The following is an 18,123-nucleotide window of genomic DNA, read 5'->3' as shown; positions in this document are numbered from 1 at the left end:
GATTTTTTTTACTGGAGCCGGTGGATTGGAAAATGCCGGGACCATATTTCAAACCGGGTTTGAAAAAGGGTTTCATTTGGAATTGGCTCTCCCCAGTTCGGTCGATCTGTGTTATGATTACTATCAAATTTTTTCATTGAGATGAGAGGGAGATGAGCATGAGGTATCTGACAGCAGGAGAGTCACACGGTCCACAATTAACAGTGATCATTGAAGGATTGCCCAGCCAACTTTCCTTGGATAAAGAGAAAATCGACCGCGAATTGGCCCGTCGTCAAAAGGGATATGGTCGCGGTCGTCGCATGCAGATTGAAAAGGATCAGGTGAAAATTTTGTCCGGTGTCCGGTTCGGGAAGACAACGGGAGCTCCTGTCACCCTTGTGATTGAAAACCGGGATTTTACCCATTGGAAAAAAGTGATGAGTGTGGATCCGATTCCGGAAGAAGCGGAGAAACGGAAAATTTCCCGACCGCGACCGGGTCATGCCGATTTAAATGGAGCCATCAAGTATCAACACCGGGATATGCGTGATGTTCTGGAACGTTCCAGCGCCAGGGAAACCGCAGCCCGTGTCGCTGCAGGAGCGGTGGCCCGTTTGATTCTCGAAGAATGCGGAATCCGCATTGCCGGTCATGTGATTCGCATTGGCGATGTCGTTGCGGAACCGGTGGATTTGTCCTTTGAGGAGATGGTGGAGCGTGCCGAATTGTCGCCGGTGCGTTGTCTGGATCAAAACGCTGAAGAAAAAATGATGGCCCTTATCGATCAAGCGAAAAAAGAGGGAGATTCCCTGGGAGGCGTCGTGGAGACCATTGTGCAGGGGGTTCCGGTCGGACTGGGAAGCCATGTTCATTGGGACCGCAAACTGGATGCCAAGATTGCGCGTGCTGTGGTCAGCATCAATGCCTTTAAAGGAGTCGAGTTTGGAATCGGTTTTGAGGCCGCCAAGCGGAAGGGATCCGAAGTTCATGACGAAATCTTGTGGTCAAAGGAACGCGGCTTTTACCGCCGGACCAACCGGCTGGGAGGATTGGAAGGTGGAATGACCACTGGCGAGCCCATCATTGTAAGAGGCGTCATGAAGCCCATTCCCACCTTGTATAAACCGCTTCAAAGTGTCGATATTGAGACAAAAGAACCATTTCAGGCAAGTATCGAACGTTCTGACAGCTGTGCGGTTCCGGCGGCCAGCGTGGTGATGGAAAATGTGGTGGCATGGGAAGTGGCGCAAGCACTCATGGACAAATTTTCAGGAGACACCATGGATGAGGTGAAACAGCAACTGAAGCAGTATCGGGAAAGAGTGTTGAGTTTCTGATGAAAACATTAACGGTACATGGGAAGGAACGGTCTTACCCGATTTATATCGGAAACGGTTTGTTGGAAAAAGTGCCTTCGTTCTTAAAGCAACATCACATTGAAACAGATTGCAAGCTGATGATTGTCACGGACACCCATGTGGCTCCGCTTTATGCCGGCAAATTGCGCGAAGCGTTGGAGCAAGCCGGATTTCAGGCGGGGATATCTGTCGTCGAAGCAGGGGAGAAAAGCAAGAGCTTGCAAATGCTGGAACATTTGACGGGGGAATGTTTGAAGTTTGGTCTAAATCGCCGCAGTGTGATTCTGGCCTTGGGAGGAGGTGTGGTAGGCGATCTGGCCGGTTTTTTGGCGGCCAGTTACATGCGGGGGATTCCGTTCATTCAAATTCCCACCACTTTATTGGCCCATGACAGCAGTGTCGGCGGCAAAGTGGCCGTGAACCATCCCATGGGAAAAAATTATATCGGCGCCTTTCATCAGCCGTTGATGGTTGTCTTTGATGTGGCCTGTTTAAAGACACTGCCGGTGAGAGAATGGCGCTCCGGGATGGCAGAAGTGATCAAACACGGGCTGATCCGGGATGCTTCCTTCGTCGAATGGTTGGATGAACATCGCAAGTCGCTTGATGCACGGGACCATGATGCCATGATGGAATCCGTTTACCGGGGTTGTCAGGTCAAGGTGGATGTGGTGTCACAAGATGAGAGGGAAACCGGACTTCGCGCCATTTTGAATTATGGCCACACCATTGGCCATGCCTTGGAGGCGGTGTCCGAATATCAGGTTTACACCCATGGAGAGGCGATTTCCATTGGAATGAACGGTGCCGCACAGTTAAGTGAACGGTTGTTGGGGACGGGCCGGGAGGTGGTCCGGGAAACCGGACGGATTCTGAAATCATTCGGACTGCCCGTTGTTTGTACCGACTCATGGCCGGTTGAGTCCCTGATCGGGATCATGAAGCGGGACAAAAAAGCTCAACAAGGACAATATGTGTTTGTACTGGCCCGGGATATCGGCAAAGTGGAGATTGTACGGGATGTGCCGGAGGAAGAGATCAAACGGGTCTTGCATCAATTGTTGCCGGACCGGGAAATGAAATCCTGATTTCGGGTTGACAATTTTTTGCCTCTTCGATAAAGTAATAATCATAGAATGAGTAGCATAGTTATTCAGATGAGCTGAGTTGAGCAGAGAATGGAGATAGCGGAGCAGAGTGGAGGCTGAATGATACATGAAAAAGCAGCCAAAGCAACGCTTGCTTTGGTTTTTTATATTTTCCTCTGCATTCCCCGCTGTTCCCTTCTCTCAAAACCCATTTTTGAGGAGGGATTTTTTTGATTTACCCCACAAGAGAAACTGCGTTGTCACTGAGCAAAAAATATCAATTGATTCCGCTTTGCAAAAGAGTGCTGGCTGATACCGAAACCCCCATCCGTTTGTATGCGCGGGTGAAGGATCAACCTTATTCCTTTTTGTTGGAAAGTGTCGAAGAGAGTGAGCACCGATCCCGGTATTCCTTTATCGGATATGACCCGTTTTTGACGGTAAAAGGAAAAGGGACCGAAATCACGACGACAAAGCGGAATGGCGAAAGCCAAAAAACAGTGACTCCTTCCCCGTTTGCTTTTTTACAATCCATGCTTGAACAGTATCAAACCCCGGTTTATAAAGATTTTCCCTCATTTCTGGGAGGGGTGGTCGGCTATACCGGTTACGATGCCATCCGGTTTAAGGAGCCGGACCGGAAGGTGACCAAAGGGACTTCTGACCAAAACGACCTTCATTACATGTTTGTGGACCGATTGCTGGTTTTTGACCATCTGAAAGAAGAAGTCATTTTTGTTTCCCACCTGAAGGTTTCCCCCGGGATGTCCAATCAGGAAATAAAAGAGGCCTATGATCAGGAGGCGGACCGGCTGGAGAAATGGTCATCGGAGTTTTTGAAGAAACCGGGCCCCGTTCCTTCATTATCTTTTGAAGAGAGGGAAGTTTCCGAACAGGATGTCAAAGCGGACGTCAGCAAAGACGAATTTATGCAAATGGTGAAGCAAACCAAGGAATACATTCAAAACGGCGAAGTTTTGCAAGTGGTTCTTGCCCGTTCGCTGACGGTTGATCCGGCACCTCCGTCTTTCGAAGTTTACCGGGCGTTAAGGGTTTTGAATCCTTCCCCTTACATGTATTATTTGAACTTTGGTGACGAAAAGGTTGTCGGGACTTCGCCGGAATTGTTGGTGCGTGTCACCGGTTCCACCGCTGAAACTTGTCCCATTGCCGGAACCAGACCGCGCGGAAAAGACGAACTGGAAGACCAGGCATTGATGGAGGATTTGTTGCAAGACCAAAAAGAACGCGACGAACATGTGATGCTGGTGGATCTGGGACGGGAAGACATCGGGCGCGTTGCCAAAGTGGGGACGGTGAAAGTGCCGGATTATATGAAGATCGAAAAGTATTCCCACGTCATGCATCTGGTTTCCCGGATCCAAGGGGAACTGAAAGAAGGAAAGAAACCCATGGATGCTTTGCTCGCTTGTTTCCCGGCGGGAACCTTGTCCGGAGCGCCCAGGGTGCGGGCAATGGAAATCATCGCCGACCTGGAGGCGTCTCCCCGGGGCATTTACGGGGGAGCGCTCGGTTATTTCAGTTTCAGTGGGGATATGGACAAATGCATTACCATCCGGACCATTGTGTTCCGTGACGGAAAAGCACAGGTTCAATCCGGTGCGGGCATTGTCGCCGGTTCGGATCCGGAAAGGGAATATTTCGAGACCTGGCATAAAGCAAAGGGAATGCTCAAAGCATTGGCGATGGTTCGGCCGGAAAAGGCAGGGAGTTCGGTAGGATGAAGCCGTTTCTGAAAAAAGTGGTGGAAGGAGAACCTCTCAGCCGCAGTGAAGCAAAACAAGCGATGGAAGAGATGATCAACGGAAACGTGCCACAGACACAAATCGCAAGTTTTTTGACAGCGATGCGGATGAAAGGGGAAACGGTGGAAGAACTGATCGGTTTTGTCGAAGGCATCCATTCGCAAGCCATTCCCGTCCGGAACCCGTTTGAAGAAGCGGTGGATACTTGCGGAACCGGCGGGGACGGACAAAATACATTTAACATTTCAACAGCGGCATCCATCGTTGCATCTGCGGCGGGGGTGCCCGTCATCAAACACGGAAACCGCGCGGTATCCGGCAAAAGCGGGAGTGCCGATGCCTTGGAGGCCTTAAAGATGAATATCCGTTTGAATGCCGAAGAAGCAGTAAAAATGCTTGAAAAGACAGGACTTTGCTTTTTATTCGCCCCTTTGTTCCATCCGGCGGTCAAAAAGGTGATGTCCATCCGGAAAGAGCTTGGGTTTCGCACCTGTTTCAATTTGATGGGGCCCCTGTTGAATCCGGCGCGGGTGAAAGTGCAATTGTTGGGCGTTTATGATGCCGGCTTAACCGGGAAGGTGGCGCATGTATTGAATCACTTGGGCGTCAAAAGAGCGCTGGTGGTGTCGGGGCTGGACGGCTTGGATGAGATGACGGTGACGGATGCGACCCGCATCAGTGAATTGGAGAACGGAGAGATGAAAACTTACGAGGTCACTCCGGAGTCCCTCGGAGTGAACCGTTGGCATGCAGCCAGTCTTCGGGGCGGAACCGCAGAAGAAAATGCCCGGATCATGAAAGAAGTTTTTGCGGGCAAGGAGGGGGCTCCTGCCGATATCGTCAGCATCAATGCCGGGGCGGTCCTCTATCTTGCGGGGAAAGCCGGATCATTGAAAGAAGGGACGGAGCAGGCGAAACGGATCATTCAATCGGGACGTGCCCGGGAGCAGCTGAACAAAGTGGTTCATGCTTCGAAGGAGGTAACCTATGTTTCTTGAAAAAATCGCAAACACCAAAGCAAAAGAAATCAGAGCCCTTCACGATCAAATTTCCCCGCATGACTGCAAGCGTGCCAAACGCCTTCCGAACGGGTTGTCTTTAAAAGAGAAGCTTGCGGGGACGGAGGCCGCCGTTATTGCCGAAGTGAAATCCGCCTCTCCGTCCAAAGGGGTGATCTCGGAAAAGGTGGATCCGGTGAAGGTGGCCAAGGGATATGAGCTTGGCGGAGCGGCGGCCGTGTCGGTGTTGACGGATACCGTTTATTTTCACGGTAAACCGGAATATTTGACACAAGTGAAACAAAATGTCGGCTTGCCCGTGCTTCGCAAAGATTTCATCATCGATGAATTGCAAGTGTATGAAAGCAAACTGTTGGGAGCCGACATCATTTTACTCATTGCCGCTTTATTGGATGAAAAGCGCTTAAAACGGTTCACCCGGACGGCCCATGAGCTGGGGATGGAAGTTTTGGTTGAAATCCATGAAGAAGACGAAATTCCTCTGGCGCTTTCGTGCGATCCGGATGTGATCGGAATCAATAACCGGAATTTGCATACTTTTCAAACCGATATCTCCCATACTGAGAAGCTGAGACCGCTCATTCCCCCGGGACGCCCTGTGATCGGTGAGAGCGGCGTTCTCTCTTTGGAAGATGCAAAGCGGATTCACAAAGCCGGAGTGCAAGGATTGCTGGTCGGGGAATACCTGATGCGCCAGGAAAATCCGGAATGGGCCGTTCGTGATTTGCGAGAGGGTTTAAGCCGATGAAAAAGCCGTTTATTAAGTTTTGCGGTTTTCAAAGCGTTCGGGATGTGCAAAAGGTCAGCCGGTTGCCGGTGGATGCCGTGGGATTTATTTTGGTTCCCGGTCGGAGAAGGTCCGTGACCCGCAGCCGATTGCCGGAATTGATCCGGCATCTGTCTGCAGGGCAGGCGGCCATCGGGGTTTTACAAAATCCTTCTTGGGATGAAGTGAAAAGTTGGTTGGAAACCGCGTCCCTGTCCGGCATTCAATTGCATGGAGAAGAACCTGCAGGGTTGCTCCGGAAAATCAAATCGGCCCGGCCCGGCCTTCATCTTACCAAAGTGATTCATATGCAAGATGCTTGGCCGGAACCGGCGAGGCTAAAAGCGTATCAGCCGTGGGCCGATGCAATTTTGCTCGACACCGCCGCCGGAAACATCAAAGGCGGAACCGGAAAACCGTTTGATTGGCGTTTGATCCCGGCCTGGAAAGAGGCGTGCAACAAGTTGAATCTGCCCTGTTGGGTTGCCGGTGGATTGGACGAAAACAATGTGGTGGAGTTGATCACCCGCTATCGTCCCGACGGAATTGACGTGTCCGGCGGAATAGAAATCAATCAACGCAAAGACGGCGTAAAAATGCGTCTTTTTTTGGAAAGGGTGAAAAGAGCTTATGCCGCTACTTCATAAAAAAGCCGCGTCTTGGAGATTCGGGGAATTCGGGGGACGTTACGTTCCCGAAACCACCATGAATGCCCTGATTGAACTGGAAGCCGGATTTGAAGAGGCAATGAAGGATCCTTCCTTTAAAGAAGAGTTAAACCATTGGTTGGAACATTATTCAGGACGCCCGACCGCATTGACTTATGCAAAAAGACTCACCGAATATGCCGGTGGGGCCAAAATTTATTTAAAAAGGGAGGATTTGAACCATACCGGTGCCCACAAGATCAACAACGCCTTGGGGCAGGCGCTTTTGGCCAAGCGGATGGGAAAAACCAAATTGATTGCCGAAACCGGAGCCGGTCAGCACGGAGTGGCCACGGCAACGGTTGCCGCACTTTTGGGCTTGGAATGCGAAGTGTTTATGGGAGAAGAAGATATCCAGCGGCAACAGTTGAATGTTTTTCGGATGGAACTTTTGGGGGCGAAAGTGCAACCGGTTTGTTCCGGTACCCGCACATTAAAGGATGCCACCAATGAAGCGCTCCGGCGTTGGGTGGCGGAGGTGGACCATGCCTTCTATCTGATCGGTTCGGCCGTGGGTCCCCATCCTTATCCGCTGATTGTCAAAACGTTCCAACGGGTGATCGGCGATGAGACCCGGATCCAAATATTAAACCGGGAAGGACGACTTCCGACGGATGTCGTGGCTTGTGTCGGGGGAGGAAGCAATGCGATCGGCATGTTTTCCGGGTTTCTGGATGAGGAAGAGGTGCGTCTTCACGGGGTGGAAGCCGCGGGAAAAGGATTGTCCACCGGATTGCATGCCGCTTCGCTCAACAAAGGGGAAACCGGCGTTTTGCACGGCATGTACAGTTATTTCCTGCAGGATGAAAACGGCCAGGTGTTGCCGGCCCATTCCATTTCAGCCGGACTGGATTACCCCGGGGTCGGGCCCGAGCATGCGTACCTGCACAAGACCGGCCGGGTGCGCTATACGTCGGTGACCGACCAAGAAGCATTGGAAGCGGTGAAAATCCTTTGCCGGACGGAGGGGATTTTGCCTGCGTTGGAGTCGGCGCATGCCGTTTGGGAAGGGATCCGGTTGGCCAAACAACGGGATTTTCGGGATTTGATTGTGATTTGTTTATCAGGCCGCGGGGATAAGGATGTGGAAACGATCCGCCGGGCGTTAAGAGGTGAATCGTGATGAACCGTTTGCAACAAACCTTTGTTCAAAAAGAGAACCATTTCATTCCTTTCATCATGTGCGGCGATCCGGATATGGAAGTGTCGGAAAGCCTCATCCGGTTGCTGGAAGAGGAAGGGGCATCGGCCATTGAGTTGGGGGTTCCTTTTTCGGATCCGATGGCCGACGGTCCGGTCATTCAGGCCGCGGGGGAGCGTGCTTTGAAAAACCAAGTGACTTTGGCCAAAGTGCTTCAATTGGGAAAAAAGATGCGAAAAAACGGCAGTGAAGTGCCTCTGATTTTGTTTACGTATGCCAATCCCGTGTACCGGTTTGGCATGGAAAAACTGGTGGATGAAGCAGCCGCTCACGGATTTGACGGGTTGATCGTCCCGGATTTGCCTTTTGAAGAAAGCGAAGAATTACGCCATTTGGGGAAAAAACGCGGTTTGTGCGTGATTCCCCTGGTGGCGCCGACATCCCAAGACCGGGTGAAAGAAATCGTTTCAGAAGCCCAAGGGTTTGTTTACTGCGTCTCTTCACTGGGAACGACCGGGATGCGGGATCAATTCGCCGGACACACCAGTCAGTTTCTGGATACGGTCCGGAAGTTCAGCCCGGTTCCCACGGCAGTGGGTTTTGGCATTTCCAACCGGGAACACGTCCGGCACTTTTTAAACCATGCCGATGCTGTTGTGGTCGGCAGTGCGTTGGTCAAGAAAATCGAGGAACAATCGGACTTGTTGAAGGATCCGGGGAAAAGGGAAGACGGGTTGAAGAACATCAGGGTGTTTGTCAGACAGTTAAAATCGGAGTAAGATAGAAATAAAAAATTGAAAGGGAATGGGCATGAAACCAAAAGCAACCGTTCAAGGACTACCAGTCTATCAACCTGGCAAAACACTTGCAGAGGTAAAAGAGGAGTACGGGATCCACGATGTGGTCAAGTTGGCTTCGAATGAAAATCCTTTCGGCTGTTCCCCGAAGGTTTGGGAAGCTTTGGGAGAGATGAAAGGGGAGTTCCATCTCTATCCGGAAGGGAATGCTCCGAAACTGCGTGAAAAATTGGCGGAGTACTTGGAAACCGACCCGCTGCGTATCATCTTCGGAAACGGATCGGATGAATTGATTCAGATGATCGGCCGCACTTATCTGGAGCCGGGGACGGAATCGGTGATGGCTGATCTCACTTTCCCGCGATATGAAACCGCGGTGCGGATTGAAGGAGCCCGGCCGGTGAAGGTGCCTTTAAAAGACGGCGTGCATGACTTGGAAGCCATGTTGGAGGCGGTGACGGACCGGACCAGGGTGATCTGGATCTGCAATCCGAACAATCCGACCGGAACGATTGTGACCCGGCAAGAGCTGACATGGTTTTTGGACCGGCTGCCGGAACACGTCTTGGTGGTGTTGGACGAAGCGTATTATGAATATGTCACGGATCCGGATTACCCCGATTCCTTGTCTTTGCTGGATTATAATCCGCAACTCATTGTTTTGCGCACTTTCTCCAAAATCTTTGGTTTGGCCGCTTTCCGTGCCGGATACGGGATTGCCCATCCGGATGTGGTTCGCGAGTTAAACCGGGTCCGTGAACCTTTCAACCTGAACCGGCTTGCGCAAACTGCGGCACTGGCGGCGTTGGAGGATGAAACATTTATTTTTTATTGCCGGAACCAAAATCGGTTGGGAATCAAACAGATTACGGAAAAATTGGATGAATGGAACCTTCATTATTATCCGGCGCATGGAAACTTTATCTTGATGGATACCACCATGCCGGCCGGTGAGGTGTTTCAGGGATTGCTTCGTCAAGGGGTGATTGTCCGGTCCGGAGAGGCGCTGGGCTTCCCGACTTACATCCGTGTCACGGTTGGAAACAAAGAACAAAATGACCGGTTTTTAAAAGCGTTGGAGCAACTTTTGGAAATGAAAGGATAGAATCTCCCGATGCCTGAAAAAATTGCGATTCTGGGAATTGGATTAATCGGCGGATCATTGGCACTGGGATTGAAAGAACGGACCGATGCCGTGGTGGTCGGATATGACCGTTCGGAAAAAGACTTGCGGTATGCAATGGCGATTGGCGCCGTGGATGATTGGACCACTTCCCTCCCGCAGGCGGTCAGCAATGCCGACATGGTTGTCATCGCCTTGCCTGTGGGCCAAATCAAGCAAATGATTGAGACATTGGCCGAACTTCCCCTGAAGCCGTCATGCATTGTGACGGATGTGGGGAGCACCAAATCGGAGATCATGGAAGCAAGCCGCAAATTAAAAGAAAAAGGAATCGTGTTTATTGGCGGACACCCCATGGCCGGATCGCATCAGTCAGGCATTCAGGCGGCCCGGTCTTTGTTGTTTGAGAATGCTTACTATGTTTTGACACCGGATCCGGAGGCCTCCCTTTGGGAGGTGCAAAAGATCAGCCAGTTGTTGCACAAGGCGACCCGGGCCGAGCTGGTGATCATGAATGCAGCGCATCATGACCGGATTGTGGGGGCGATCAGCCATTTGCCCCATATCATCGCGGCCGGATTGGTGAATGTGGTCGGCAATTATAATGAAGAAAATGAATGGTTTCATCGCTTGGCGGCAGGCGGGTTTCGGGATTTGACCCGCATTGGTGCCAGTCACCCGGTCATGTGGCGGGATATTTTGCTTTCCAACAGGAACGCGCTGTTAAAGTTGATGGATGATTGGATTGAAAAAATGGAAGAAGTCCGCTCCGCCATTTCTGACGGGGAACAAGAGCAAATTGAAGTGTTTTTCAGCCGTTCCCGCCGGTTAAGGCAACAATTGCCGGATAAAAAGCGCCGGGGGATTCTGGAACCGCGGTATGAATTGCATGTGGATGTGCCGGACCAGCCGGGGGTGATCGGAAAGATTGCCACCCTGTTGGGAGACGAAAACATCAATATCAGCAATTTGGAAGTGATGGAAAACCGGGAAGAGATTCCCGGCGTCTTAAAAATTGCCTTTAAAAAAGAAAAAGATTATCTGGCCGCCATCTCTGTCTTGCGCAGGGAAGGCTTGGAAGTATTCAGTGAGGACGAAAGCTGGGAGGAAAGCAAAGGATGATGGAAATATCGCAGTCGAAACCGTTTCAATTGACTTGCAAAGTACCCGGTGACAAATCGATTTCCCACCGCTCCATCATGCTGGGGGCATTGGCTGAAGGGGTGACCGAAGTCGAGGGCTTTCTGCCCGGAAAGGATTGTTTGGGGACCATGCAATGCTTTGAGCAGATGGGAGTGGAAATTGAACGATTGTCCCCCACATCCGTGCGGATTCACGGACGGGGGATTCACGGATTAAAAGAGCCGGTGGCCCCGCTGGATGTGGGAAACTCCGGCACGACCATCCGGTTGATGCTGGGAATATTGGCCGGAGCGCCGTTTTTTTCAACGGTGATCGGTGATGAATCCATCGGCCGCCGTCCCATGGACAGGGTGGTTCAACCGTTACGAAAAATGGGAGCACGCATTGAAGGGCGGGAAAACGGGCGTTACACCCCTCTTGCCATAAAAGGAGGCCGTTTGCAGGGGATCACCTATCACAGCCCGGTGGCCAGCGCCCAAGTGAAGTCTTGTCTCTTGCTGGCCGGTTTAAGCGCAGAAGGGGTCACCACGGTGGCGGAGCCCTCTCTATCCCGTGACCATACCGAACGCATGCTGCCGGCGTTTGGAGCCGCATTGACGGCGAAAGATCATGTGGTTTCCATAGAAGGTGGACAATCGTTGCAAGGAACCAAAGTCCGGGTGCCGGGGGATATTTCCTCTGCTGCGTTCCTGCTGGCCGCTGCCCTGATGGTGCCGGGCAGTCAGGTGACGGTGGAAGACGTCGGGTTAAACCCGACAAGGACCGGAATCCTGGATGCTTTTAAACAAATGGGAGCCGGAGTGGAAGTGGAAGAAACCGGAAGCTGGTGTAATGAACCCGTCGGCAGAGTGACAGTTCGCACGGGAGAGCTTCATGGAGTGACCATTGGCGGAGAGATGATTCCGCGCCTCATTGATGAAATTCCGGTTTTGGCCGTTGTTGCCACTCAAGCCAAAGGAACCACGGTCATCAAAGATGCCAAAGAATTAAAAGTGAAGGAATCAAACCGGATTGCCACTACAGTCAACGAACTGAAGAAGTTGGGGGCAAACATCGAAGAAACCGAAGACGGCATGGTGATCGAAGGACCCGTGACCCTGCGCGGCGGCATCACCACCAGCCACGGGGATCATCGAATCGGCATGTCGATGGCGGTTGCCGGATTGGGTTCAAAAGAAACCGTCAAGGTATTGGATGTGGAATCCATCGATGTATCTTTCCCCGGATTTTTCCGTTACATCCAAAAAATGCAAGTGAGTCAAATCTGAAAATTAAAAAATGTTGTTGACCTTGTCCACTTCTGACCTTATAATGGGAACTACAGTATGGTTTCTCTCCACTCCTATCCAATATGTACGTCCTGTGCAACCCGCCCGATCAGATCGGGCGGTTCTTTTTTTTTTCTTGTAAACATAAAAGTGGGATGAGGTGGTTTCATGCGGACAAGAGTCGGTCGTTTTAGCCTTGAATTTTTAATCGTGATCGGACTGGTCATGGCATTGAAAATCTGGTTTTTTCCTTTGTTGATTTCATTTTGGTTTCCAGCCCGGTTGGTGGCGGATCATTTGATGGAGTGGACCGTGCTGATTATTGGTGTCATGATGATGTTTATTTATTTGGGGTTGGGCTCTTCCGGAAAGCAAACCCATGGGTTGTCGCTGTGGCAGGCAACGGCGGTGTTTTCGGGGCTTCATCTTTTGTTTTTTATTCAAACGGTGTCCGTGATTGATCAATTTTATTTATATTGGAAAGATTTGATCGGGGATTTATTGGCCTTGTTTTTTCCAAAACAAACCATTCATGATTGGCATTTGGTCATCATCTATTTTATTCTTTTTCTGGCAGGCCGAGGGATTCAGGTGAAAGAGGAAAAAACGGAAGAACACCGCGACAACCGGAAATCATCCATCCCGTTAAATGAGAAGAATCTCTGAAAACCATGACGGCAAAGAGTCTATCTTTCTCCCGATTCGTCCAAAATAAAAATAACGAGTCTTCGAGGAGGAAGATGGACGGTGAACATGGCAGAATGGTTAACCTATGCGGACATTGAACAGCTGAAACGAATGAACCGGTACTACGGGTGTGAAAATCAAAATTCCAGTTCCAAATATGACCTGATCCGGTCGTTGTTGCAGCGCATGAACAAAAAAAACCAGCTGGAGGAGCAAATTGCTTCCCTCGACAAATATGAATTCCGTTTTCTGCAATTGATCATGTTGGATCCGAGCCTTCAATACTCCATGGAAGAACTTCTGGCCAAAGGGAGGGCAGCCTTGGACGGAGAGAAAGGCGAGCCGCGCCGGTTCATTGTGGAGTCGTTGAAAAGAGGGTGGATTTTTCCCGGCTATTCCCATCGTACGCAATCGCTGTATCATGTTCCTTCCGATTTGCGGAAAAAAGTGAGTGAGATTTTGCTCAAGCCTTTCCGGTTGAAAGGAAGTTACCGGGAGGATCCACCGGCGGTTTATCGTGATGAACAAAACCAATTGCTTCACGACTTGGATCATTTCCTCCTGTTCTTAAAAAAGGAAATTGTCCGGTTGACCTTGGACGGGGCGATCTATAAAAATCAACAAAAGCAAATGTTTCAAACGTTTTATGTCCCGGAAGAGCCGATTTCCAAAAAAGGCCCCCGGTTTGGATTCGGCCGTTGTTATCATCTGTATCCGGACCGTTTTTCACTATTGTATGATTATGCCTATTACAAAGGATATTTTATAGAGGATAAAGATGGATATTTGTGTTTAACGGAGAAAGGTTCGGGGAAATTAAATAATCAAGAGAAGCAACAGATTGACCACGGAAAAGAAATGGTCCGGTTTTGGATACGTCTTTACCGGCGGGCGGTTCCACAGTTGCCGATGGTCATTCGTTTGATCGCGTTGTTGGCTTATCCGGGATGGATCCGGACGGTTACGGTTTATCAGGCAACGGAATCCTGGCTCAACCCTTTTTATTACGAAACAAAAGAAAGCGTTTTCCATAAAGTGCTGAAAATGATGGTGCATCTCGGAGTGCTGAAGATCGGCCGGGAAGAAGAGGAACAATATATTTCCCTTACACCATCCGGAGTCAAATGGTTATACGGGATTTCGGCCTTCAGGGAGCGTGCGATCGAGGAAGGGTTCCTCCAAAGGACCTGAGGCAGGAATCAATGTCCTTGGCGCCGAAAACATGTTGTACCCGGAAACGGCTTGTTTCCGGATTGCAGCCGGAATAAAATGAATTTTCCAAACGGCACAAGGGGTGGGGGGGAATATGAAAAGCAACGTGTCTGTGGCAAAGAAAAAATCATTCATTCATTGGTTCCTGGAAAATTACGATTTGCAGAAAAAAGAAGCGGCATGGTTACTCGGTTATTTGCTTTCCGATGACCGGTTGCTCCAAAAAGTCCGTTTTGTGGATCATGTCCGCAACCTGCCCAAATCCATGATTATATCAACCCGTTGCAGTAAAATGGTCCCATTTCGTTTTACGAAAAACAGACGGGTGTATACGAATGTGGAGACGGCTTTAGACGATATCCGGGCGTATCCCCATGAAGAGCTATATATCGGTTTGTATTTTAAAAAACGTTTCTCGTGTTCCAAATTTACCGCGGTATTGGAGGTTTATTCCATGGAGAAACATGACTTGGTGCAAGACCATTTGCTGAGTCTGTTTGCGGAGATGCTTCTGGATCAGGCGGTAAAGGATTTTGAAAAAAAACGTTTGTACGAACAAATTGATGATGCTTTGGCCAAGCGAGATGTTGAAACATTTTTACAACTTAGCAAACAATGGAAGGAAATACTGGAGTCCACATGATATATTCGTTATAATGCTCAGCAGAAGCTGGGCATTTTTTTTGGAAAGAAGGTTACAAGATGCGACTGGATCAAATCAATCAGGACGGTTGGAAGGAAGTGGCGGCATTTGTGGATACATTGTGCCTGCCTGTTGCCTCCGTCCGGATCAAGGAAAAAGATTTGGATATTAAAAACGGGAAAATGGTTCGATATTTTGCTGAAGAACTGGAAAAAACTTTAACAGGGCGGTTGTTGCTCTTGCCGTCCATTTCATATACGGGACAAAACCCGGAGGTTTTTAAATCGTATTTTCATGAAATAATAAAAGATATCAGGCAATCTGGTTTTAACTATTTTGTCATCGTTTACGACGGGAGATTGAAAGCGTTGGTGGAAAAGAGTTACGGGGAAAATGAGCAAAACTTGTTGTTCCATGCCATGGAACTTTCACCGGAGGCCACCCAATCAGAAATGGAGGAAGAAACCCGGAAACTTTATGAAAAAGTGTTGGAACTCTGGCAACATCAATCTTAATGTTCAAGATTTTTGGGAACATTGTCCTTGAAAGTCTGAACCCTTCCTTGACTTTTATGGAAAGCTTTCGCTATCATGTATATGTCCTAGTAAAAGATGAAAGTGTCCTAGCATAGATTCCGGTCCGAGTGGACGGTAAGCCGGATAGAAGGAGGTCGGACAAAACGTGAGTAAGAAAGTTTCCCGCCGGCAATTTTTAACGTACACATTAGGTGGGACCGGTGCTTTCCTTGCTTCGGGAGTCCTTTTCCCGATGGTTCGGTTTGTTGCTGATCCGTTACTCAGAAAAGGAGAAGGCGGCGAATTCCACGACGTTGGTTTGAGCGTGGATGAAATTACCGATACACCAAAGGAAGTACGTTTTACGGTTCACCGTAAAGACGGCTGGTACAACCCGCCTAAAGGGGAACAGATGACTGCTTGGGTGCTGAAGTTAAACGGTGAATTTGTGGCTTTGTCCCCTGTTTGCAAGCATTTGGGATGTACCGTAAACTGGAACAGCAACCCGCAGTTTAAAAACCAGTTCTTCTGTCCCTGCCACTTTGGCCGGTACACGAAGGATGGGACCAACGTCCCGGGTACCCCCCCATCAGCACCTCTTGATCGCTATGAAACGAAAGTGCAAGATGGAAAGTTATTGATTGGACCGCTAATCAAGAAGTAAATGGTTGCTGAAACGGAGGTGTAGCAAGTGCTGCGCGCCATTTATGATTGGGTGGATGAGCGGTTGGATATTACGCCGTTGTGGCGCGATGTTGCGGACCATGAGGTGCCGGAACACGTGAACCCGGCTCACCACTTTTCTGCTTTTATTTATTGCTTTGGTGGATTGACTTTTTTTGTCGTCGTTATTCAAATCCTATCCGGCATGTTTTTGGCAATGAGTTATGTTCCGGATATTGAAAACGCTCACCGGAGCGTGGATTATCTGCAAAATGAGGTTGCAATGGGTGTCATTGTGCGGGGCATGCATCACTGGGGTGCAAGTGTGGCGATCGTCATGCTTTTTTTACATACCCTGCGCGTGTTTTTCACAGGATCTTACAAACATCCGCGTGAATTTAACTGGATTATCGGAATGTTGATCTTTTTTGTCATGTTGGGCCTTGGATTTACAGGTTATTTGTTGCCGTGGGACAACAAAGCGTATTTTGCCACCAAAGTAGGGGTTGAAATCGCGGCTTCTGTGCCGGTGATCGGGCCTTACATCGCAACATTCCTGCAAGGGGGAGACATCGTAGGTGCTCAGACTCTTGCACGTTTTTATGCTCTGCATGTGTTCTTCCTCCCGGCTGCATTGCTTGCGCTGTTGGGTGCACACTTTATCCTGATTCGTCGTCAGGGCATATCCGGACCTCTATAAGGTCTGCGCGTGAGGAGGGATCCACTTTGGCACATAATCAAGAAGGAAACGACAAACAAGTCCACTATGTGGGAGACTCACGCGTTCGTGCTGACCGTCCGAAGTTATATCCGAAGGACTACGCTGAGTTTCCAGGAAAAACGGAAGCTTTTTTTCCGGACTTCCTTTTAAAAGAGTGGATGGTTGCAGTTGTCTTTTTGGTGGGTTTCATGACCTTGGTCATGTCGGAAGAACCCCCGCTCGGTGAGCTTGCCGACCCGACCAACACCAGCTTTTTGCCTGTTCCTGACTGGTACTTCTTGTTTTTGTACCAATTGCTGAAGTACAAATGGGCAGCTGGGAAATTTGTGGTTGTGGGTACCGTGATCTTGCCGGGGATCGCTTTTACGGCATTGATGCTTGCCCCGTGGCTGGATCGCAGCAAGGATCGCCGCCCTTTGAAACGTCCGGTGGCCACAGGGATTATGGTGACGACCTTGATTGCGATTTCGGCATTAACATGGGCAGCGGAATACGAGCATGAACAGCAATTGGAGTCTGCACCCGGCGAAGCACCGGAAAATACGGAAGTCGTGGCAAAAGACTCTCAAGGGTATCAAATTTATTCTGAAAATGCTTGTATCAAATGCCATGGCGAGAACCTGGAAGGGAAAAACGGACCGAGCTTGCTGGGCGTTGGAAACAAATTATCAGCTGATCAAATCACCAAAATTGTTGAAGAAGGCCGGGGGGCAATGCCTGCCGGAATGTTCCAAGGAAGCCCTGCAGAGGAAAAAGTACTGGTTGAATGGTTGACAAAACAGACGCAAAAATAAGATGAAAAAACCTGGTTGCTTTGGCAACCAGGTTTTTGTTTCAAAGGAGGAATATCAATGAGCATTGCTGTCCTCAAACAGAAGTGGTTGTGGATCATGGAACAACGGTTTTTTTTGCAGGTTTTGTTTGTGATCAATTTGCTGGGATCCATTTACGGATTTTATTGGTACAAAAATCAACTCCTTTGGACAGAGCCGAAATACCTGAATATTTTTGTTCCCGACAGTCCCACCGCCAGTACTTTTTTCTGCCTGGTCCTGCTCTCTTATCTTTGCCATCGCAGAAGCCCGCTTTTGGAGGCATTCGCTTCCATCACTTTGGTGAAATACGGCATATGGGCCGTGGTGATGATCATTTTGGGAGGAATGTTGGATTCGCGTCCTTTTATGGAGGCGTTGACCTGGCAACATTGGATGTTGATCGGCTCTCATCTGGGAATGGCTTTGCAGGCTGTTTTGTATGCTCCTTTTTATACATATGGGGTCCGGGAAATTTTGATTGTCGGTGGGTGGACTTTGTTCAATGATGCTCTGGACTACGGACTCGATATCCATCCGTGGCTGGCGCCCCCGTTGGAGCCTTATGACCATTTGGTCGGTTATTTTACGTTGCTGTTAAGCTTGACGACATTGCTTTTCTTTGCAACCTTGTCCATGTTGAACAGTTCTCACCGAAAATGGAATTATGATCTTTGGTTTTCAGCCGGGAAATGATACCGGCTTTTTTTGT

The 18,123-nt window shown here is 49.6% G+C and carries 19 protein-coding genes; all 19 read left to right on the top strand.

Annotated elements, in window-relative coordinates; genetic code table 11:
- Positions 1-158: 158 nt before the first annotated feature.
- The 19 genes from aroC to FA954_RS08320 all read left to right on the top strand — a co-directional run bounded on the left by aroC (position 159) and on the right by FA954_RS08320 (position 18,107).
- Positions 159-1,319, top strand: a complete 1,161-nt coding sequence (gene aroC, locus FA954_RS08410) for a chorismate synthase (RefSeq protein WP_037995263.1) — start codon at positions 159-161, stop codon at positions 1,317-1,319.
- Entirely contained in the window at positions 1,319-2,428 is a 1,110-nt protein-coding gene (aroB, locus tag FA954_RS08405; RefSeq protein ID WP_175413184.1) for a 3-dehydroquinate synthase, read from the top strand. The genes aroC and aroB overlap by 1 nt, the downstream gene beginning before the upstream one ends.
- 230 nt (positions 2,429-2,658) lie before the next feature.
- Positions 2,659-4,173: an anthranilate synthase component I gene (trpE, locus tag FA954_RS08400; protein ID WP_037995259.1), complete on the top strand. Its 1,515-nt coding sequence runs from the start codon at positions 2,659-2,661 to the stop codon at positions 4,171-4,173.
- Positions 4,170-5,192, top strand: coding sequence for an anthranilate phosphoribosyltransferase (trpD, locus tag FA954_RS08395; protein ID WP_037995256.1), 1,023 nt, complete (start codon positions 4,170-4,172; stop codon positions 5,190-5,192). Before trpE ends, trpD begins: the two co-directional genes overlap by 4 nt.
- Complete coding sequence (gene trpC, locus FA954_RS08390; protein WP_037995254.1) at positions 5,182-5,961, top strand: indole-3-glycerol phosphate synthase TrpC; 780 nt, start codon at positions 5,182-5,184, stop codon at positions 5,959-5,961. Before trpD ends, trpC begins: the two co-directional genes overlap by 11 nt.
- Positions 5,958-6,626 carry a phosphoribosylanthranilate isomerase gene (locus FA954_RS08385; protein ID WP_037995253.1) on the top strand — a complete coding sequence of 223 codons (669 nt, stop codon included), beginning with the start codon at positions 5,958-5,960 and terminating at the stop codon, positions 6,624-6,626. The genes trpC and FA954_RS08385 overlap by 4 nt, the downstream gene beginning before the upstream one ends.
- On the top strand, positions 6,610-7,809 hold the full coding sequence (gene trpB / locus FA954_RS08380; RefSeq protein ID WP_037995250.1) for a tryptophan synthase subunit beta: 1,200 nt from the start codon (positions 6,610-6,612) through the stop codon (positions 7,807-7,809). Before FA954_RS08385 ends, trpB begins: the two co-directional genes overlap by 17 nt.
- Complete coding sequence (trpA, locus tag FA954_RS08375; protein WP_037995248.1) at positions 7,809-8,606, top strand: tryptophan synthase subunit alpha; 798 nt, start codon at positions 7,809-7,811, stop codon at positions 8,604-8,606. The genes trpB and trpA overlap by 1 nt, the downstream gene beginning before the upstream one ends.
- 31 nt (positions 8,607-8,637) lie before the next feature.
- The gene (gene hisC / locus FA954_RS08370) at positions 8,638-9,729 is read left to right on the top strand and encodes a histidinol-phosphate transaminase (protein WP_037995245.1); all 1,092 of its coding nucleotides are present in this window, start codon (positions 8,638-8,640) and stop codon (positions 9,727-9,729) included.
- Between the two features lie 9 nt (positions 9,730-9,738).
- A complete protein-coding gene (locus tag FA954_RS08365; RefSeq protein WP_069201541.1) occupies positions 9,739-10,869 on the top strand; it encodes a prephenate dehydrogenase in 1,131 nt (376 codons plus the stop codon).
- A complete protein-coding gene (gene aroA, locus FA954_RS08360) occupies positions 10,866-12,158 on the top strand; it encodes a 3-phosphoshikimate 1-carboxyvinyltransferase (protein ID WP_049720002.1) in 1,293 nt (430 codons plus the stop codon). Before FA954_RS08365 ends, aroA begins: the two co-directional genes overlap by 4 nt.
- Positions 12,159-12,326: 168 nt before the next feature.
- Positions 12,327-12,824, top strand: coding sequence for a hypothetical protein (locus FA954_RS08355; RefSeq protein WP_037995239.1), 498 nt, complete (start codon positions 12,327-12,329; stop codon positions 12,822-12,824).
- Between the two features lie 81 nt (positions 12,825-12,905).
- Positions 12,906-14,036, top strand: a complete 1,131-nt coding sequence (locus FA954_RS08350) for a hypothetical protein (RefSeq protein WP_138615007.1) — start codon at positions 12,906-12,908, stop codon at positions 14,034-14,036.
- A 115-nt stretch (positions 14,037-14,151) separates the two neighbouring features.
- Positions 14,152-14,700, top strand: coding sequence for a YpiB family protein (locus tag FA954_RS08345; RefSeq protein ID WP_037995237.1), 549 nt, complete (start codon positions 14,152-14,154; stop codon positions 14,698-14,700).
- A 59-nt stretch (positions 14,701-14,759) separates the two neighbouring features.
- Entirely contained in the window at positions 14,760-15,215 is a 456-nt protein-coding gene (locus tag FA954_RS08340; protein ID WP_138615006.1) for a DUF2487 family protein, read from the top strand.
- 166 nt (positions 15,216-15,381) lie between these two features.
- Positions 15,382-15,879: a Rieske (2Fe-2S) protein gene (locus FA954_RS08335; RefSeq protein WP_037995233.1), complete on the top strand. Its 498-nt coding sequence runs from the start codon at positions 15,382-15,384 to the stop codon at positions 15,877-15,879.
- A gap of 27 nt (positions 15,880-15,906) precedes the next feature.
- Complete coding sequence (gene qcrB / locus FA954_RS08330) at positions 15,907-16,578, top strand: menaquinol-cytochrome c reductase cytochrome b subunit (RefSeq protein WP_037995230.1); 672 nt, start codon at positions 15,907-15,909, stop codon at positions 16,576-16,578.
- A gap of 26 nt (positions 16,579-16,604) precedes the next feature.
- Positions 16,605-17,393, top strand: a complete 789-nt coding sequence (locus FA954_RS08325) for a menaquinol-cytochrome c reductase cytochrome b/c subunit (protein ID WP_037995228.1) — start codon at positions 16,605-16,607, stop codon at positions 17,391-17,393.
- Between the two features lie 57 nt (positions 17,394-17,450).
- Positions 17,451-18,107 (top strand): DUF1405 domain-containing protein, encoded by a 657-nt coding sequence (locus tag FA954_RS08320; protein ID WP_175413183.1) that lies wholly within the window; start codon positions 17,451-17,453, stop codon positions 18,105-18,107.
- Positions 18,108-18,123: the final 16 nt, after the last annotated feature.

The sequence above is a fragment of the Thermoactinomyces vulgaris genome, from assembly GCF_005886755.1.
Lineage (GTDB): Bacteria > Bacillota > Bacilli > Thermoactinomycetales > Thermoactinomycetaceae > Thermoactinomyces > Thermoactinomyces vulgaris.
This window is presented reverse-complemented; position numbering and strand designations above follow the sequence as displayed.

Excerpts from the sequence above, each read along its gene's own strand:
- aroC (WP_037995263.1), top strand. The coding sequence starts at position 159 with ATGAGGTATCTGACAGCAGGAGAGTCACACGGTCCACAATTAACAGTG.
- aroB (WP_175413184.1), top strand. The coding sequence starts at position 1,319 with ATGAAAACATTAACGGTACATGGGAAGGAACGGTCTTACCCGATTTAT.
- trpD (WP_037995256.1), top strand. The coding sequence starts at position 4,170 with ATGAAGCCGTTTCTGAAAAAAGTGGTGGAAGGAGAACCTCTCAGCCGC.
- trpC (WP_037995254.1), top strand. The coding sequence starts at position 5,182 with ATGTTTCTTGAAAAAATCGCAAACACCAAAGCAAAAGAAATCAGAGCC.
- FA954_RS08385 (WP_037995253.1), top strand. The coding sequence starts at position 5,958 with ATGAAAAAGCCGTTTATTAAGTTTTGCGGTTTTCAAAGCGTTCGGGAT.
- trpB (WP_037995250.1), top strand. The coding sequence starts at position 6,610 with ATGCCGCTACTTCATAAAAAAGCCGCGTCTTGGAGATTCGGGGAATTC.
- trpA (WP_037995248.1), top strand. The coding sequence starts at position 7,809 with ATGAACCGTTTGCAACAAACCTTTGTTCAAAAAGAGAACCATTTCATT.
- hisC (WP_037995245.1), top strand. The coding sequence starts at position 8,638 with ATGAAACCAAAAGCAACCGTTCAAGGACTACCAGTCTATCAACCTGGC.
- FA954_RS08365 (WP_069201541.1), top strand. The coding sequence starts at position 9,739 with ATGCCTGAAAAAATTGCGATTCTGGGAATTGGATTAATCGGCGGATCA.
- aroA (WP_049720002.1), top strand. The coding sequence starts at position 10,866 with ATGATGGAAATATCGCAGTCGAAACCGTTTCAATTGACTTGCAAAGTA.
- FA954_RS08355 (WP_037995239.1), top strand. The coding sequence starts at position 12,327 with ATGCGGACAAGAGTCGGTCGTTTTAGCCTTGAATTTTTAATCGTGATC.
- FA954_RS08345 (WP_037995237.1), top strand. The coding sequence starts at position 14,152 with ATGAAAAGCAACGTGTCTGTGGCAAAGAAAAAATCATTCATTCATTGG.
- FA954_RS08340 (WP_138615006.1), top strand. The coding sequence starts at position 14,760 with ATGCGACTGGATCAAATCAATCAGGACGGTTGGAAGGAAGTGGCGGCA.
- FA954_RS08320 (WP_175413183.1), top strand. The coding sequence starts at position 17,451 with ATGAGCATTGCTGTCCTCAAACAGAAGTGGTTGTGGATCATGGAACAA.